Origin of the sequence: uncultured Photobacterium sp. (genome assembly GCF_947039875.1) — a bacterium.
GTDB lineage: Bacteria > Pseudomonadota > Gammaproteobacteria > Enterobacterales > Vibrionaceae > Photobacterium.
In genome coordinates, this window is record NZ_CAMRAN010000003.1 from 114,894 (window position 1) to 132,510 (window position 17,617).

16 protein-coding genes are annotated in these 17,617 nt (G+C 42.3%); 8 read left to right on the forward strand and 8 right to left on the reverse strand.

What is annotated here, in order from left to right; translation table 11 throughout:
• Positions 1 to 31 precede the first annotated feature (31 nt).
• Positions 32 to 943, reverse strand: coding sequence for a D-2-hydroxyacid dehydrogenase (locus Q0V26_RS02035; protein WP_297476200.1), 912 nt, complete (start codon positions 941 to 943; stop codon positions 32 to 34).
• A gap of 67 nt (positions 944 to 1,010) precedes the next feature.
• Here Q0V26_RS02035 and Q0V26_RS02040 point away from each other — a divergent pair, with 67 nt between their 5' ends.
• Both Q0V26_RS02040 and brnQ read left to right on the forward strand, forming a co-directional pair.
• Complete coding sequence (locus tag Q0V26_RS02040; RefSeq protein ID WP_297476203.1) at positions 1,011 to 1,598, forward strand: DUF416 family protein; 588 nt, start codon at positions 1,011 to 1,013, stop codon at positions 1,596 to 1,598.
• 586 nt (positions 1,599 to 2,184) lie between these two features.
• Positions 2,185 to 3,489 carry a branched-chain amino acid transport system II carrier protein gene (brnQ, locus tag Q0V26_RS02045; protein WP_297476204.1) on the forward strand — a complete coding sequence of 435 codons (1,305 nt, stop codon included), beginning with the start codon at positions 2,185 to 2,187 and terminating at the stop codon, positions 3,487 to 3,489.
• A 100-nt stretch (positions 3,490 to 3,589) separates the two neighbouring features.
• On the opposite strand, the gene Q0V26_RS02050 is transcribed toward brnQ, so the two are convergent.
• Positions 3,590 to 4,648, reverse strand: a complete 1,059-nt coding sequence (locus tag Q0V26_RS02050; RefSeq protein WP_080158709.1) for a hemolysin family protein — start codon at positions 4,646 to 4,648, stop codon at positions 3,590 to 3,592.
• A 228-nt stretch (positions 4,649 to 4,876) separates the two neighbouring features.
• Here Q0V26_RS02050 and hupA point away from each other — a divergent pair, with 228 nt between their 5' ends.
• Both hupA and Q0V26_RS02060 read left to right on the forward strand, forming a co-directional pair.
• On the forward strand, positions 4,877 to 5,149 hold the full coding sequence (hupA, locus tag Q0V26_RS02055) for a nucleoid-associated protein HU-alpha (protein ID WP_036788936.1): 273 nt from the start codon (positions 4,877 to 4,879) through the stop codon (positions 5,147 to 5,149).
• Between the two features lie 43 nt (positions 5,150 to 5,192).
• Positions 5,193 to 5,867 carry a DUF1481 domain-containing protein gene (locus Q0V26_RS02060; RefSeq protein ID WP_297476212.1) on the forward strand — a complete coding sequence of 225 codons (675 nt, stop codon included), beginning with the start codon at positions 5,193 to 5,195 and terminating at the stop codon, positions 5,865 to 5,867.
• 81 nt (positions 5,868 to 5,948) lie between these two features.
• Here the strand turns inward: Q0V26_RS02060 and purD are convergent, their stop codons facing one another.
• Together purD and purH are read right to left on the reverse strand one after the other, a co-directional pair.
• Positions 5,949 to 7,235, reverse strand: a complete 1,287-nt coding sequence (gene purD, locus Q0V26_RS02065) for a phosphoribosylamine--glycine ligase (RefSeq protein ID WP_297476215.1) — start codon at positions 7,233 to 7,235, stop codon at positions 5,949 to 5,951.
• Between the two features lie 109 nt (positions 7,236 to 7,344).
• Positions 7,345 to 8,937 (reverse strand): bifunctional phosphoribosylaminoimidazolecarboxamide formyltransferase/IMP cyclohydrolase, encoded by a 1,593-nt coding sequence (gene purH, locus Q0V26_RS02070; RefSeq protein ID WP_297476219.1) that lies wholly within the window; start codon positions 8,935 to 8,937, stop codon positions 7,345 to 7,347.
• 227 nt (positions 8,938 to 9,164) lie between these two features.
• Between purH and zntR the strand changes: the two genes are divergently transcribed.
• Both zntR and Q0V26_RS02080 read left to right on the forward strand, forming a co-directional pair.
• Entirely contained in the window at positions 9,165 to 9,635 is a 471-nt protein-coding gene (zntR, locus tag Q0V26_RS02075) for a Zn(2+)-responsive transcriptional regulator (RefSeq protein ID WP_297476222.1), read from the forward strand.
• A 366-nt stretch (positions 9,636 to 10,001) separates the two neighbouring features.
• A complete protein-coding gene (locus tag Q0V26_RS02080; RefSeq protein WP_297476224.1) occupies positions 10,002 to 10,283 on the forward strand; it encodes a pyrimidine/purine nucleoside phosphorylase in 282 nt (93 codons plus the stop codon).
• A 69-nt stretch (positions 10,284 to 10,352) separates the two neighbouring features.
• On the opposite strand, the gene malI is transcribed toward Q0V26_RS02080, so the two are convergent.
• The gene (gene malI / locus Q0V26_RS02085; RefSeq protein ID WP_297476227.1) at positions 10,353 to 11,381 is read right to left on the reverse strand and encodes a Mal regulon transcriptional regulator MalI; all 1,029 of its coding nucleotides are present in this window, start codon (positions 11,379 to 11,381) and stop codon (positions 10,353 to 10,355) included.
• A 284-nt stretch (positions 11,382 to 11,665) separates the two neighbouring features.
• Between malI and malX the strand changes: the two genes are divergently transcribed.
• Together malX and Q0V26_RS02095 are read left to right on the forward strand one after the other, a co-directional pair.
• The gene (gene malX, locus Q0V26_RS02090; RefSeq protein ID WP_297476230.1) at positions 11,666 to 13,243 is read left to right on the forward strand and encodes a maltose/glucose-specific PTS transporter subunit IIBC; all 1,578 of its coding nucleotides are present in this window, start codon (positions 11,666 to 11,668) and stop codon (positions 13,241 to 13,243) included.
• Between the two features lie 66 nt (positions 13,244 to 13,309).
• On the forward strand, positions 13,310 to 14,488 hold the full coding sequence (locus tag Q0V26_RS02095) for a MalY/PatB family protein (RefSeq protein WP_297476233.1): 1,179 nt from the start codon (positions 13,310 to 13,312) through the stop codon (positions 14,486 to 14,488).
• A 617-nt stretch (positions 14,489 to 15,105) separates the two neighbouring features.
• Here the strand turns inward: Q0V26_RS02095 and fis are convergent.
• From fis to prmA, 3 genes are all read right to left on the reverse strand, one after another.
• On the reverse strand, positions 15,106 to 15,402 hold the full coding sequence (fis, locus tag Q0V26_RS02100) for a DNA-binding transcriptional regulator Fis (protein WP_005372656.1): 297 nt from the start codon (positions 15,400 to 15,402) through the stop codon (positions 15,106 to 15,108).
• Positions 15,403 to 15,425: 23 nt separating this feature from the next.
• The gene (dusB, locus tag Q0V26_RS02105) at positions 15,426 to 16,391 is read right to left on the reverse strand and encodes a tRNA dihydrouridine synthase DusB (protein ID WP_297476355.1); all 966 of its coding nucleotides are present in this window, start codon (positions 16,389 to 16,391) and stop codon (positions 15,426 to 15,428) included.
• Between the two features lie 176 nt (positions 16,392 to 16,567).
• On the reverse strand, positions 16,568 to 17,452 hold the full coding sequence (gene prmA, locus Q0V26_RS02110; protein WP_297476274.1) for a 50S ribosomal protein L11 methyltransferase: 885 nt from the start codon (positions 17,450 to 17,452) through the stop codon (positions 16,568 to 16,570).
• Positions 17,453 to 17,617 lie beyond the last annotated feature (165 nt).

The window sequence follows — 17,617 nt, forward strand, 5'->3', positions numbered from 1 at the left end:
TGATAGTATTAATAGTTAGTGGTCTAATCTATTAATAACCTCTTTTAAAATCAATAAGATAGTTAAGTTTTTGCTGTTTTTGAAAACGGAAGTAGTTAGCTTTAAAAATAGTAAATACTTGTTCTGGAAAGCTTTCTGCTGCAATGTGCGGCGTAATGGTGATCTTTGGGTGGATCCAAAAAGGGTGATTTGGTATAAGCGGTTCTGTTTTGAATACATCAATGAAGGCATGAGCAATATATTGTTGCTCAAGTGCCATTATTAGTGCTTGTTCATTAACAGCATTACCTCGACCAACGTTGAAAAATAGCGCATTTTTGCAATGACTAAAGCTATCTTGATCAAAAAGATCATCGGTATCAGCGGTTGCGGGTAAAATTGAAATGACATAATCGGCTTGAGTCAGAGAGGTGTTTAAGTCGGTAATGGCATAGGTTTGCTGAAAATTAGCGCTGGCAGCGATACCACTGCGGTTTATGCCAATAATATGGCAACCAAGTACTGTTCCAACCTTTGCTAAGTGTTGACCTATAGTACCAGTACCGATAATTACCATGGTTTTACCCACCATGGATTGATAAGGATGTGATTGCCAATGTGATCGCAGCTGCTGCGCTTTATACTGAGGAAGATGACGCTGGTGGTTGAGAATGTGACCCAAGATATATTCGGCGATCAACGGACCAAAGATCCCGCGAATATTGGTGAGTTGATAATCTTGTCTAATCTCGGGTTTAATGAGCGTATCAATACCGGCATAAGTGGATTGTAGCCATTGTAAATGTGGATATTTTGCTAAATGGGGGGCTATCAATGGAGGATCAGCAAGCAATACGGTAGCTTGTTGCGGATCTTCTGTTATTTTCAACAGAGGTAGCTGCGCGTTAGTCAGCAATTGTACATAACGTTGCTGTTGGCGAGAGACGATCTTAATTTTGATCATGCTTTTCCTTTTGTAGCCTTCGTTTATCAAGTAAACTTCAATCTAAATCACTACTGTAGATTATCCCATGCTTAAGAATCCAATCCAGTTACGTTTAGAAAAATTAGAACCTTGGCAACATCTGACTTTTATGGTGTCGTTATGTGAGCGTATGTATCCTAACTATGCCTTTTTCTGTGCAGAAACACAGTTTACAGATGGCCAACGTTACCGAGTGATCTTAGATAGTGTGTGGGAGATCCTCACGATTAAAAGTGCCAAAATTAACTTTGAAGGTCAGCTTGAAAAGTTAGAAGACATGGTACCAAGTGAAAATGATTACGATCTATATGCTGTACGTCCAGCGATTGATGCTTGTGTAGCACTTGCGGATCTTTTACATGCGATGTTAGATCGTGATCTGATGCTGGAAACTGTCGTTAAGTTAAGTGCTTTATCTGCTGAAACCGTGGCGGATTTAGAATCTGCGCAAACAGGCATTGAAATCACTAACGACAATCAAAAACAAAATGAAGCGGTATGTGCTGAGTGGGATACTCAGTGGGAAATTTTCCGTGCGTTAAAAGAAGCGGAAGGCCGTGATATTGATTTGATTAAAGATTTACGTGCGGAGTTACGTGATGAGCCAATCAGTAATATTGGCATTGAATTATAATTAGCCATTAAATGGTTAAATAAAAAAAGAAGCCTATGGGCTTCTTTTTTTTATTTGGTGTTATTTTTTTAGTGTAATTTAGGTTAATTATTATTTGAATTGTAATGAATAAATGGTGTTTATGATGTGATAATTAGGCAATGGATATTTTATGTTAAAAAAATGTTGAATTCACTTCAGTTGTTTATGCTAATTTGAAACTTTAAAAGCAGTGAATGTGACTGCTTGGCGGATAAAGTTTACGCCATTCCACTTATTTTGTTTTGGCTCTTGTAATCGTAGTCCGTTGGCGTTTATAACATAACCATTGCGTAGCACTTCAGTTACGCCATTCGTGGTCTGTTAGTTAGAAGGAGGCAAATATGAAACATTCTACTGTAACCGTTGTTATATCTTGCTTCAGTCCAACTATCGTTGCTATTTGCAAATCAATGGCGACTTCGCTCCTCCTGCTCTCTTTGAATCTTATTCAAGGCTGACAGGCCATACCTATTTTTCTGTCAGCTTGTGAGCAAGCTAGCAGGATCTACTACGTAACATCCCATCTCGCTTTCTCCAAGCTGCAAAGTAATTACCAAGGAATACTATGTTAAGTGCACGTAATATCGCCGCCTTAGGCTTCATGACTTTCGCCATGTATTTAGGCGCGGGAAATTTAATTTTTCCTCCTTATTTAGGTTACCAAGCTGGAGATAATTTTCTTAGCGGTATGGCGGGCTTTTTATTAACAGGTGTTGGCTTACCTGCAATAGCATTGGTGATTGTCGCTTGGGTACGTGGTTCTGATAATTTAACCGCTGCGTTGCCTAAACCATTAGCAACCGGCTTTTGGGTGATGCTGTTTATTGTTATTGGGCCAGCCTTTATTATTCCTCGGACTATTACCGTTGCTTATCAATTTAGTTTGGCGCCATTTATTGGTGATAGTGGCTTAATTCCATTTTCAATTGTGTTTTGTTTCGCGGCAATTTTATTTTCGTTATATCCCGGAAAGTTAGTTGATAGCTTAGGGAAATGGTTAACACCAGTATTGTTGACTATTTTAACGATTATGGCGGTAGTTGCATTGTTGTACCCCTCTGGTGAAGTACATGTTGCTTCTGGACCGTATGCGACTGGCGCAATGGCTGAGGGAATGACACAAGGTTACATGACCATGGATGCACTTGGCTCAATTGGTTTTGGGTGGGTTATCTTTAGAGCGATTGAAGGGATGGGGGTTAAGTGTCCTAAAGCTATCGCAAAATATACTTTTATTGCTGCGATCATGTATGCATCAGCGATGGCATTAGTGTATTTGTCATTGGCGTATATTGGTGTGACCAGTGCAGACTTAGGCACAGGCTTTGCAAATGGCGGTGAAATATTAACGGCATTTACTAACTTACATTTTGGCGCTTTTGGTACCATCATTTTAGGGTCGGTATTGGTGCTAGCTTGTTTGACTACCGCGATTGGTGTGACAACGGCAGGCAGTGAATTTTATAGTCGCAGCTTTAGTAAAGTCACTTACTCTAAAAGTGTGTGGGTAATTATGGCGCTATCAGGTCTTATTGCGAATGTTGGTTTAGCACAGTTATTAGAAGTGACCTTACCTGTTGTGGTGGCATTACACCCCATTGCGATTGCGTTATTAATGATTGCGCCACTGCGGCACCAATTATCTCAAGCAGCGGTATTGACGGTGGTGGCAACCGCTGCGGTATTTGGTTGTGTTGATGCTGCTCATATTCTAGGGGTCATGCCAACAGCTGTTGATAATGCGTTAAATGTATATTTACCACTGTATCATTATTATGCTGGTTGGGTTTTACCAACAGTATTGGTATTGATGCTTGGCTGGATCGTCAGTCGTATGAGTGGTTATAGTTATTGTGTGGATAATAACTGATCAATACATTGTGATTAACCGGTGTGGTTATTCTGAAATCTGAATAATAAAAAGGGACCGTTTATGGTCCCTTTTTTGTGGTTAGTATTAATGATGTGTTTTAAATATCGTCATCATTATTTTCAATCATCTTATGTTTTTTCTTCCACTTATCCCAACGTTGATAAGCTAACTGCTGCATGTCGGTGTTTTTATCGGCTTCATCAACGATTTCTTCGCCAACTAAACTTTCAAAAATATCCTCCAGAGTAACAAGCCCTTGGACAGTGCCGTATTCATCAACGATAAGAATTAACTGTGAACGCTCTTTCATTAAGCGCTCAAATGCCTTTGGTACACTGACATTATTCATTATTACTGGTAGAGGGCGCATTAATGCTCCCAGCTCTTGACCACCTTTACCTGCTTGGCTTTCTGCAAACAATTCTAAGCGATGCACAAACCCGACAATGTTGTCGCTTTGCTCGCTGAACACTAATGGGCGTGAGAACGGGCTACTTTTATGTTTGGTTAAAAATTCGTTGATGGTTTGCTCAGCATTGACACGGAATAATACCGGACGCGGGGTCATGATCTTGGTGACGCTGACATCTTTAAATTGCAGTAGGTTGGTGAGGATTTTCGACTCGCCAGCACCCAATTCGCCTGATTCGTGGGCTAGCATTGCCATGGCTGATAATTCATCTCGTAGTTTGGGTTGGACGTGACCATGCGCCAAACGACGGGTGATTTGTTCTGATATCCATACGAGTGGCATTAATACAATCACCATCCAACGTAATAAAATGGCACTGGTTGGTGCTAATTGGCGCCAATAGGTTGCACCAATAGTTTTAGGAATGATTTCTGACAGTAATAAAATACCAACGGTAAGTGCACCAGAGAATACCCCCAGCCATTCACTACCAAAGACAACGGTTGCTTGCGCACCTGCGGTTGCAGCACCCACGGTATGGGCCACAGTATTTAGGGTTAAGATTGAGGCTAAGGGTCGATCTATATTATCTTTGAGTGCGGCAAGTTTAGCTGCTGCGGGGTGGTTTTGTTGACGTAAAGTACCGATATATCCCGGCGAAATACTCAATAAAACCGCTTCTAAAACGGAACAAATAAACGACACCCCTATTGCTACAGAGATGTAAATCGTAAGCAGTACCATATCAACCTGTCAATTAATCAGCGAATTTCGGCTATATTAATCGGGGCTGGTGGAAATAAAAACAACTCTTTTTTGAATGTTATTAGTAACATTTTGTGAACTTTAGCTCAGTTTATGGTTAAAGAGTCTCCATTTAGACAGATAAAAGCCGACAAACCTTTGCCACACAGGCTTCTTTTGAATTAGAGTTGGGCGGTATTAAGCCCAAAACCTTAGAAGGGAAACCTAATGAACAAGACCCAACTGATTGACCTGATCGCAGAAAAAGCAGATTTGTCGAAAGCACAAGCAAAATTAGCATTGGAAGCTACTCTTGAAGGCGTTACTGATGCGCTTAAAGATGGCGACCAGGTTCAACTAATTGGCTTTGGTACATTTAAAGTGAATCATCGTGCAGCTCGCACTGGCCGTAACCCTCAAACAGGTGCGGAAATTCAAATTGCTGCTGCTAACGTTCCTGCGTTTGTAGCGGGCAAGGCACTTAAAGACGCGTTAAAGTAATTGAAAATAGCGCCGGTTTGCATTTGCGACTGGCGTTTTTTTTATGACACGTCTAACGCTTTCTCTGGCGGTTGTATTTTTACTTACAGGCTGTGCGGCAAGCGACATGGCTGAAAATGCAGTAATTACGCCTAAAACTGTCACTGTTGCTCAAATGGCAACTGATGGCCCTCATTTTTATTGGTATACCTTTCGTCCTGATCAGCCTATAACGCTCAGTGAGCGTGTTTTCACTCCAAATCAAGGACAATATCAAGCTAACTACCGTTGGCGTTCAGGACAGCTGTTTGAGCTCTATCAACAGGGTCAGCAACGTATCGATGGCAGCCTTATTCCATTTCAGTTGCAATTGCGATTTGATAGCCATGGTTTAGCGGTATTTCAGCGTTACCAGCAAGGGCAAAATATCCTTCCGTTATCCAACGAGAAAATTGATAAATTACGCCAGCAAGTACAAGCATTAGCAGCCACCGTCGAACAACTGTCTGATCGTCAGCAAACATGGGTACAAGGGCATTGGCAACAGCAGCAATTTATTCCGTGTCAGCAGCAACAACCGATCGAGGTAGTTGCTCAAGTGTCGGCTGAAAAATTATCAGGTCAGGGGTATATGGCCATCAGTGGTCAATTACGACAACAGCAATTGGTGGTTGATGATGTGTTACTGCAACGCCAACAGCAGCAGTGTTTGGTGGCACCCAACTTATTGAAAGACTGATCTGTTTCACTTCTGTCAATATTTATTCGTTATAAAAAACGCGCTTTATGAGCGCGTTTTTTTGGGATTGACGTGGAGGGGTTATTGTTCGCGAGCAATGGCACGATAGCCAATATCATCACGATAGAACATGCCATTCCATGAGATTTGCTGTGCTAATGCATAAGCACGTTGTTGTGCAGCTAGAACGGTATCACCCATTGCCGTCGCACATAACACTCGGCCACCATTAGTGATGACATCACCGTGAGCATTATTGGTGGTACCTGCATGGAAGATTTTTTCTCCCGCTAATTCTTGTTGAGGTAAGCCGTTAATAATATCGCCTTTGTTATAATCGGCAGGATAACCGCCAGCAGCTAGTACAATTCCAATAGCCGCGCGAGGATCCCATTTAGATTCAACACTATCAAGCTTGCCATCAATGGCCGCTAAACAAAGCTCAACCAAATCTGATTGCATCCGTAGCATAATCGGTTGCGTTTCTGGATCACCAAAACGGCAGTTATATTCAATTACTTTTGGGGTGCCGTCAGCCATTACCATCAAACCTGCGTAGAGAAAGCCAGTGTAAGGGGCGCCTTCTGCCGCCATACCTTCAACGGTGGGATAGATCACTTCTTGCATCACGCGATCATGAATTTGTTGCGTAACAACGGGGGCTGGTGAGTAAGCGCCCATACCGCCAGTGTTGGGACCTGTATCGCCATTACCGACGCGTTTATGATCTTGGCTGGTGGCCATCGGTAAAACGTTTTTACCGTCGACCATGACGATGAAGCTGGCTTCTTCGCCATCAAGAAACTCTTCTATCACAACCCGATGTCCGGCTTCACCAAAGGCGTTACCAGCTAACATATCGCGTACAGCAGCTTCGGCTTCTTGTTCTGTCATGGCAACAATTACGCCTTTACCTGCCGCGAGACCATCGGCTTTGACTACAATCGGTGCGCCTTTTTGTTTTAAGTAAGCTAAAGCAGGTTCAATTTCAGTAAAGTTTTGGTAATCGGCGGTGGGAATATTGTGGCGAGCTAAAAAATCTTTAGTGAACGCTTTAGATCCTTCAAGTTGAGCTGCGGCTTGAGTGGGACCAAAAATGGCTAATCCAGCAGCACGAAAGGCATCAACGACACCAATCACTAATGGTACTTCTGGGCCTACAATAGTCAGTTCGATGTGATTGTTCTGCGCAAATGCAACTAAACCAGTAATATTCTCAACCCTAATATCAATATTTTCTAATTTTGGTTCAAGGGCAGTGCCAGCATTACCTGGAGCGATGAAGATTTTTTCTACCGTTGGATTTTGTGCGACTTTCCAACCCAGTGCGTGTTCGCGGCCACCGTTACCAATGATCAGTACTTTCATCGTTAATCCTTATTGCTTTACGCTAAATACTTAAAAATCTCTGCTCTTTATAATAAAAGAGCAGAGACTAAATCGACATTGTTTGCTCACTTAAGTCCGTGATAACAACTTAGTGGCGGAAGTGACGCATACCAGTAAACACCATTGCCATGCCGTGTTCATCTGCCGCTGTAATGACTTCATCATCACGCATAGAGCCCCCCGGTTGAATAACACAGGTAATCCCCGCTTCTGCTGCGGCATCAATACCATCACGGAAAGGGAAGAACGCATCTGATGCCATCACACTGCCCGCCACTTCCAGATTTTCGTCAGCGGCTTTGATGCCGGCAATTTTGGCAGAATAAACGCGGCTCATTTGACCGGCACCGACACCGATAGTCATATTGCCTTTGGCATAGACAATCGCGTTCGATTTAACATATTTCGCCACTTTCCAGCAAAATAGTGCATCACGTAATTCGTCAGCGGTTGGCTGGCGCTTTGATACCACGGTGAGATCATTTACCGATACCATGCCTTGGTCACGATCTTGAACCAATAAGCCACCATTGACACGTTTAACATCAAAACCGGTAGTTTTAGTCGACCATTGACCACACTCAAGTAGGCGTAAGTTTTTCTTAGCAGCGATAATCGCTGTTGCTTGTGGTGAGACTTTAGGCGCAATGATCACTTCAACAAATTGGCGATCAACGATAGCTTGTGCGGTTGCTGCATCAAGTTCACGGTTAAAAGCAATAATGCCACCAAAGGCAGAGGTAGGGTCGGTTTTGTAAGCGCGGTCGTAGGCTTCAAGCAGATTCTCACCAAGGGCGACACCGCATGGGTTGGCGTGTTTTACAATCACACAAGCGGGAAGGTCAAATTCTTTAACACACTCAAGTGCCGCGTCAGTATCGGCAATGTTGTTGTATGAAAGCGCCTTACCTTGTAGTTGCGTAGCTGTAGCAACCGAGGCTTCTTGTGGGTGTGCTTCAACATAGAATGCGGCTGCTTGGTGGCTGTTTTCCCCGTAGCGCATGTCTTGTTTTTTCTCGAACTGTTGATTGAAAGTGCGGGGGAACGTTGACTCTTGATCTCCTTCTTTGTTATCGCCGTAAGAAGGCACCATAGTACCGAAGTAGTTGGCTATCATACCGTCGTAAGCGGCAGTATGTTCAAACGCAGCAATAGCTAAATCAAACCGTGTCGCCTGAGTTAATGAGCCGTTATTGGCACTCATTTCTGTAAGGACGCGATCATAATCGTCAGCATTGACCACAATCGTTACGTCTTTGTGGTTTTTAGCCGCTGAACGCACCATGGTTGGCCCGCCAATATCAATATTTTCTACTGCATCTTCTAAACTGCAATGAGGGTTAGCAACGGTTTCGGCAAACGGATAGAGGTTAACTACCACCATATCAATGGGGTTTATACCGTGTTGTGCCATGATCGCATCATCAATGCCACGACGGCCTAAAACACCACCGTGCACTTTAGGGTGTAGGGTTTTTACACGGCCATCCATCATCTCAGGAAAGTGGGTGTAATCTGAAACCTCAGTAACTGCAATGTTTTGTTCTGCAAGTAAACGAGCGGTACCACCCGTAGATAAGATCTCTATGCCGCGATTGGCGAGGGCGTGAGCTAATTCAACAATACCAGTTTTGTCTGATACGCTGAGCAGCGCACGGCGAATAGGACGAACGTTTTCCATTGCTACCATCTCTCTAACTACACAGTGAATAGGATATTTTTCAATACCAATCTACTGGGATTAGATTGGCGTTGAGAAATATCCTCGGCTAAAATCGAGCAAAGCTAAAAATAAGTAAACGATATGTATCAATCTGATGCCTATTCTACATGAATACTGACATTGCGCAAACGTTTGCTATTTGGGTGCGATCACTGAAATATCGAGGTAGTCGAAAGGACGTTTAAATGTATTTAATAGGGCAACTAGCAAAATTATGTAATGTCAGTAGTGATACATTACGTTTTTATGAAAAGAATGGGTTGATTGAACCTGCGGGTAGAAGTGACAGTGGTTATCGCCTCTATAGTGAGGATAACTTATCACGGGTTAAATTTATTTTACGGGCAAAAGCGATTGGTTTGAGTCTTGGTGAAATATGTGAGCTATTGGATATTCGCCTTGAGGCAAGCCAGCACAGTTGTGCTGAAGTTAAAGCGATCACGCAGGCTAAATTAGATGAAGTGGATAGTAAAATTGCTGAACTACAACGGATCCGTGGCGCGTTAACAAAAATCAATGATGCTTGCTGTGGTCATCGTAATGATGATGCTAGCCACTGTTCTATTCTTGGTGCATTGAATGATAGCGATGATATGGTAAACCCTGAAGTAAAACCTGAGCCTTGTCATTCAGGGCAATGCCAATGTGGTCATTAATCGCTGGTGGCTTGTTTGACATTACTGATCACATCTTTGGTTGTGTCTCGAAAGAAATGATCAGTAGCTTTGGTAGCATGACCGACCTCAGTTAAGCCTTATTTGAGATCTTGCTTATTTTGGCTTGAACAACCGACTACAGCAAAGGTGCTTATAATAAGGGCTGCGATGGTTATCTTTTTCTATCTGAATAATTGCAGCAAATAACAATGGCTCCAGTGCGGTGCTTTTTAGCTGAGGTCTAAGTAAAAACTGGCTTAATATGTCATGTTTTTGATGAATATTTTCGTTAGTGGTTCATTTGAAATTGTGATAGTTTCAGGGCTTCTAAAATTTGCTTTACCTGTTTAGCAATAAGGAAATTCAATGTTAAAAGTGAATGAATATTTTGATGGCCAAGTGAAATCTGTTGGCTTTGAATCTGCCGGTGATCATGCCAGTGTTGGTGTGATGGTGGCAGGTGAATATACTTTTTCAACCGCTGCCCCTGAGCGTATGACTGTCGTAAAAGGCGAGCTTACCGTAAAACTTCCGGGTCATGTTGATTGGGAAACTTATGGTACTGGTGATGATTTTGAAGTGCCTGGTGATAGCGCCTTCCATGTAAAAGTGACCAAAACGACGGCTTATTTGTGTGATTACCTATAAGTTACGTCATTGCTGAATTATGAATAAAAAAGCTTCGTTATGGCGAAGCTTTTTTATTGGTTGCGATTATTAGGCTGAATCGCGGCAGATAAGTTGTGGTGTGAGGATTACATGCTGAACGGCACTATCATTTGCTTTCATTCGCATAAGTAAGCGCTGACCAGCTTGATAGCCAATATTTCTGAGGGGTGAACTTACAACGGTCAATGATGGTTGGCTTAATGTGGCTTCTGCAATATCATCAAAACTAATGATAGCGACCTGTTGATCAATATAATTATCTTTTCCAACACTTTTCCCGCACCGTTTGACACCATATATGGCCCCTAATGCGACAGTGGGGCCATGACACAAGATCGCGGTTATTTTGGGGTGCTGAGTCAATAACTGCTGTACCGTTGTTGCTGCATGTAATTGTTGATTTTCAGCTTCAATGATCCATTCATTTTTAAATGGCAACCCATATTGGATCAGTGTACTACCAAAGCCCCCTAAGCGTTCTGCACGTGTTAAAGACTCCCCAGATCCTCCCACATAAGCGATATGACGATGGCCTTGCTTAATTAAATATTGACTGGCAATGACGGCAGCTTGGTGATTATCTGGAGCGATATAATCAACGTCGTTGCTAACTGTTGCACGTGCTAAACAGATGGCAGGGATCCCTGCTTGTTGTGCCATGGCAATAACCGTTGCGGTCGCTTCTCTTTCAGGGCTAAAAGCGATACCTGCGACACCTTGCTGAATCATCGATTGTACACATTGGATCAGTTTTTGCGGATTATGATTCGATTGCGCTAAAAATAATAAATACCCTTGTTGTTCTAATACCTCACTAATACCAGCGGTAATCTCTGTATAAAAAGGATCGGTAATATCGGCTAATACCAACCCGATCAAATTGGAGTGAGATGTGCGTAAATTTGCCGCCGCAGTATTACGAACATAGCCTAAATCAGCGACAGCTTGGTTAACTTTATCGATGGTTGCGGTTGATATTCGACCTTTATTACTGAGCACTAATGAGACGGTAGAGACAGATACATCAGCATAGGCTGCGACATCAGTTATTTTTATTTTGGGTGTCTTACTCTCCATAAGTGAATGTATCCTATTCATGTTGTTGCATTTGAGAATGTTAGATTGATAGTGATTATTCTAACAGGATCACAAATTTGGAAATGGGTGCTAACGCGCTATATTTCCGTGATCTTGTTAGCGATAAAAAAAGGTAAAACGTTTTATCATTGATTGCGTAATTTATCAAAAGCGTTGGCAGAAGTCTTGAGCTCATCTTTGTCGACGTTTTTTTTCAATAAAGAGCTAAAACGATTTACCTCTTTATTATTGACGTTGATTGTTTCGATAGTGAGTGATCCATTATGGCTAAATCTGCACCTAAAACGACGCTGTGGGAATTTTTCCAAAGCTTAGGCAAAACCTTCATGCTTCCTGTCGCATTATTGGCATTCTCAGGCATTTTATTGGGGATCGGTAGTTCACTGTCTAGTGCTGCTGTAAAAGAGAGCATGCCTTTTTTAGATAACACCATTTTGCAATTGTTGTTTATGTGGATGACTAAAATTGGTCTAGTGGCCTTTATTTATCTACCTATTATGTTTGCGGTTGCGATTCCTCTGGGGCTTGCGCGAGAAGAAAAGGGCGTCGCTGCTTTTGCTGGCTTTGTTGGTTATTCCGCATTAAATCTTTCGATTAATTTCTATTTAACCGTTGCGGGTGTTATTGGCGATCCAACGGCAGAAAAAGCGTATGGGGTTAAGTCAATTCTTGGGGTTGAATCGATTGATACCGGTATTTTAGGAGCGGTAATTGTCGGTATTATCGTTGCTAAACTGCATGCGCGTTTTTATACCTATAAGATGCCGGATGCATTGGCTTTCTTTGGTGGCGCACGTTTTGTTCCTATTATTTCAACCTTAGTCTTGGGTGTGGTTGGTTTAGTCGTTCCTGTGGTGTGGCCATATTTCGCGATGGGTATTACTGGTATTGGTAACTTGATTTCTCATGCTGGTCCGTTTGGTCCATTCTTATTTGGTACTGGTGAACGCTTGTTGTTACCTTTTGGTTTGCATCATGTTTTAGTTGCTTTAGTACGTTTTACTGAGGCGGGGGGGTCGTTAGAAGTGTGTGGTAAAACGGTCAGTGGTGCGCTGAATATTTTCTATTCAGAACTAGCATGTCCAACGTCTCAAGGCTTCTCTGGCTCTGCAACTGCCTTTTTATCTCAAGGTAAAATGCCTGTCTTCTTAGGGGGGTTACCTGGTGCAGCTTTAGCGATGTACCATTGTGCGCGTCTTGAGAATCGTAACAAGGTTAAAGCATTATTATTATCAGGTGTGATTGCTTGTATTATTGGTGGTATCACAGAGCCATTAGAATTTTTGTTCCTGTTTGTTGCTCCGGCGTTGTATGTCGTGCATGCGATTTTAACTGGGGTTGGCTTTATGGTGATGGGCTTGCTTGGGGTAACGATTGGTAATACCGATGGTAATATCATCGACTTCTTAATTTTTGGTGTGCTACAAGGTACGGCAACAAAGTGGTATTTAGTGCCGTTAGTTGCTGCGATTTGGTTTGTGGTTTATTACAGCGTGTTCCGCTTTGCAATTACGCGTTTTAATCTTAAAACGCCAGGGCGTGAAGTTGAAACTGAAGCAGCATTGGCCTTTGCTGTAACGGGTGAAAAAACCACCGGCTATAAAGGCGATATAATTTTAGCGGCATTAGGTGGTGCGGATAATTTAGTCTCGTTAGATAACTGTATTACGCGGTTACGCTTATCGGTTAATGACATGGGTTTAGTTAATGATGCCGTACTAAAAGCCAATGGTGCTTTAGGCGTAGTTAAGCTTGATGAACATAACTTACAAGTGGTGATTGGGCCACAGGTTCATATGGTGAAAAACGAAATTCAAGGGTTACTACCCGCTAGCGCATAACGTAACGAGCGGAGCTTAACGCTCCGCTTTTTTTGGACATTTTTTAAGGTTACTTGCGAGGTTGTTATGTTTGATTTTTCTACGCCTGTGAATCGCTACGGTACTTATTGTACGCAATGGGACTATGTGGCTGATCGTTTTGGTAGCGATGATTTATTACCCTTCACTATTTCTGATATGGATTTTGCTGTTGCGCCGTGTATTCAACAAGCGTTAACAACGCGGTTAGCTCATGGCGTGTTTGGTTATAGCCGCTGGAATCATGATGATTTTAAATTTGCTATTACAGGATGGTTTTCTCGCCGTTACCATACTGAGATAAATCCCGATCATATCGTCTATGGACCATCGGTTATTTATATTATTTCGCAGCTGGTACAGCAATGGACTGAAGCCGATGATGGCGTATTAGTCCATACGCCGGCTTATGATGCCTTTGCCAATATGCTTAATGTAAACCAACGACAGTTGCTTACCAGCCCATTACTGAAAACTCATTGTGGTAGTTATGAGATTGATTGGCCGCAGTTTGAAGCGCAAGCTGCACGTGTTGAGTGTAAGGTGTTGCTATTGTGTAGTCCTCAAAATCCGACTGGACGAGTATGGACGCGTGATGAATTAGTACGTATAGCGCAGATTTGTCACCAATATGGTGTGAAGGTGATTTCTGATGATATTCATATGGATGTTGCTTTTAGTGATTATATTCCATGGTCACAAGTTGCCGTTGATCAACAGTGGGCTTTAGTTTCTTCAGCGTCTAAATCATTTAATATCCCCTCACTGACAGGCGCGTATGCGGTGATTGCTGAACAATGTACCCAGCAAGAGTATTTAACCCAACTTAAAGCTGCTCATGGGCTGTCCTCACCTTCTATTCTCGGCGTTATCGGTCATATTGCAGCTTACAATGACGGTGAAGCGTGGCTGATGAGTCTTAAGGATTACTTGTGTGACAATTTGGAATATGTGGCTAATCAATTAAATCAGGCTTTTCCGGAACTGAATTACCAAGTGCCGCAAGGAACCTATTTAGCTTGGATTGATTTAAATCCATTGCAGATTGATATGGATGCATTACAGCAATTATTGATTAATGATTATCACGTCGCCATCATGCGTGGAGATACATATGGTGTTGAGGGCGTTGGTTATGTGCGTTTAAATGTAGGCTGTCCACGCAGTAAGGTTGAAACAGGTGTATGGGCGCTGGTGACTGCATTGCATCAATTGGTCGATCGTTAATATTTGCTAATGATAAGTGACGTTACCAAGGATGGTAATATTTTTATGAAGTGTTACGTTTCTGTTGTGAATATGGTCAATAATGTATAACTGGCCGTACTTCTATATTCTTTCTGAATACTTGTTGTCACCAGTAGTGATATGATTAGGCACACTTTTATACGTAGAGTGAATGCCAATTATGCCTAAGTGTAATAACTGCCAGTCTTATGATGTTGAAAGAAGGCATCGAAAATTGTTCCAACGCTTATTAATTAAACGCGTTAATGTTTGTAATGAATGTGGCCATGTCCATAAACATTTTAAGTATGCGTTTTTAAATAAATTAGATAATTAAATTTTGATCCAAATCTATTTTATGCTGTACGTATACTGATTTATATTAATTCGTGTAATAACTGCCAATCGTATGATATTGAAAGAATAGATCGCAAATTTTATCAACGCCTTTTTATTCGACGTTTATTCAGTGTCGTCAATACGATTATGTGCAGAAATTTTTAAATATGCATATTGAAATTAAATATAGCCAATGTGCTTTTCCTTCTATAATGAAAAAGCCCATTTCATCATCACGATGAAATGGGCTTTTTTTATGATCATTAAATCAATATGGTTTAGTTCATGCCGTATTTTTTAAGCTTCTTACGTAGCGTACCACGGTTGATACCCATCATGGTTGCAGCACGTGTTTGGTTACCACGAGTGTACTGCATGATAGTGTCTAGTAGTGGTTGTTCAACTTCTGCAAGCACAAGCTCGTACAGATCGTCGACTTCCTGACCATTTAATTGAGCAAGGTAGTTTTTAAGGGATGCCTTCACTGAATCACGTAATGGTTTCTGCGTGATTTGGTCTTGTGAAGTTACAGTTGTTACTGTTAACGCTTCGGAAGTCAGATTTTGTTCGAACATAATTCTGTAAGCTCTTCTAGTATTTATGCAACGTTTTCGAAGTAGCCTTGCAGCGCATCGATTTGCTGTTGAGCATCCTCGAGTGCGTTGAAGGTCCGGCGGAAATCACCTGCAGGTGCATGTTCTTTCAAGTACCAAGACACGTGTTTACGTGCAATGCGTAATCCTAGGTAATCACCATAAAATTGGTGAAGTGCCTTAACATGCCCCAACATAATTTCGCTGATTTCGTCAATTGACGGCGCAGCGAGGTGTTCACCGGTTGTTAAGTAATGGTGGATTTCTCTAAAAATCCACGGCTTTCCTTGTGCTGGTCGGCCAATCATTAGAGCATCGGCACCCGTATAATCGAGTACAAAGCGTGCTTTTTCCGGGCTATCGATATCACCGTTAGCGATAACTGGGATCGAGATGGCTTGTTTCACCGCTCTAATGTAGTCATATTCCGCTTCACCTTTGTACATGCAAGCCTTGGTACGTCCATGAAGGGCGAGGGCTTGTATGCCGCATTGTTCGGCGAGTTTGGCTATGTTGACACAGTTCCTGTTGTCCAGATCCCAGCCGGTACGGGTTTTAAGCGTCACCGGGACATCTACTGCGTCCACGACTGTACGAAGAATGTCTTCGATAAGATTGGGATACTGCAATAGCGCAGAACCTGCTAATCGTTTATTTACTTTCTTGGCTGGGCATCCCATATTGATATCGATGATTTGCGCACCGTTCTCAACACTGAATTGCGCAGCTTCGGCCATCAATTTTGGATCAGCCCCTGCTATCTGAACCGAGCGAATCCCTGATTCACCTTCATGAACCATACGATTGAGCGATTTAGACGTTTTCCAGAGATCTGGATTCGACGACATCATCTCGCTAACAGCCATGCCTGCACCGTAGCGAAGGCATAATTCACGAAATGGCCGATCGGTCACACCCGCCATTGGCGCGACTATCAGTTGGTTTTTAAGTTGATATGGACCGATATGCAAAATGTCTCTACCTGACTGTGCCAGTAAGGGCGCGCATTTTACGCATTTTTTACGCTGCTGAAAAGGCCAATAATTGAGCATGATGATTTTGTTTGTCAAAATCGCATGATTTTCAATCAATTGACCCGTTAAATTAATTAATAATAATCAACAGCAGTAACCAATTACCGTAATTTTTATGCTTTATGACCCGAGATACGACACCACTCTTCGCGTGCCATTACTGGATCTAATGTGATTTCATCGCTGTAGTAAGTCGCAACATCTTCAGCTTGGCTTTCAAGCACACCAGAAATTGCTAGGTCACCACCATTTTTTACCAAGCTCTTAATCACTGGTGATAATTCACGCAATGGGCCGGCTAGAATGTTAGCAACTACCACATCGGCTTGAATGCCTTGTGGTTGATCTTGTGGCAGATATAGCTCTAGATTATCTGAAACACCATTGCGTTCAGCATTATCACGAGAGGCTAAAATAGCTTGTGGATCGATATCAATACCAATCACTTTTGCAGCGCCTAATTTCAGTGCGGCAATGGCTAAAATACCAGAACCACAACCAAAATCGATGATGGTTTTACCGGTTAGATCTTGACCGTCTAGCCACTCCAGACACAATGATGTGGTTGGGTGAGTACCTGTACCAAATGCTAAACCTGGGTCTAACAGTACATTAACGGCTTCTGGTTCTGGTGCTTCACGCCAGCTTGGACAGATCCATAAACGACGACCAAAACGCATTGGGTGGAAGTTATCCATCCATTCACGTTCCCAGTCTTTATCTTCTAATTGCTCGATTTTATAAGCAAAATCATCAGCAATTAGTGCACTATTTTTTAGCATGTTCAGCACGAAATCCATGTCGGCTTCAGCATCATACAAACCAATCACATCAGTATCGCCCCATAGACGGGTTTCGCCTGGCATTGGCTCGAAAACTGGCGTGTCTTGTGCGTCAAGGAAAGTGGCGGATAGAGCACCAGTCTCTTCCATTAGCATGTCGCCAATTGCTTCTGCATTCTCTGCAGTAGCGTTCAGTTTAATTTGAATCCAAGGCATGGTTTATTCGCTTATTTTGTGACTACTTGAACATAGGGGGCGCAGTTTAGCATGAAATTTCACCAATCCCCATTAGCAGATGCTAAACAACCGATAAAAAAAGAGAGAGCCGATTGGCTCTCTCTGATTAATTTGCGGCTATGTTAGTGTAATTGTCGATGAAAT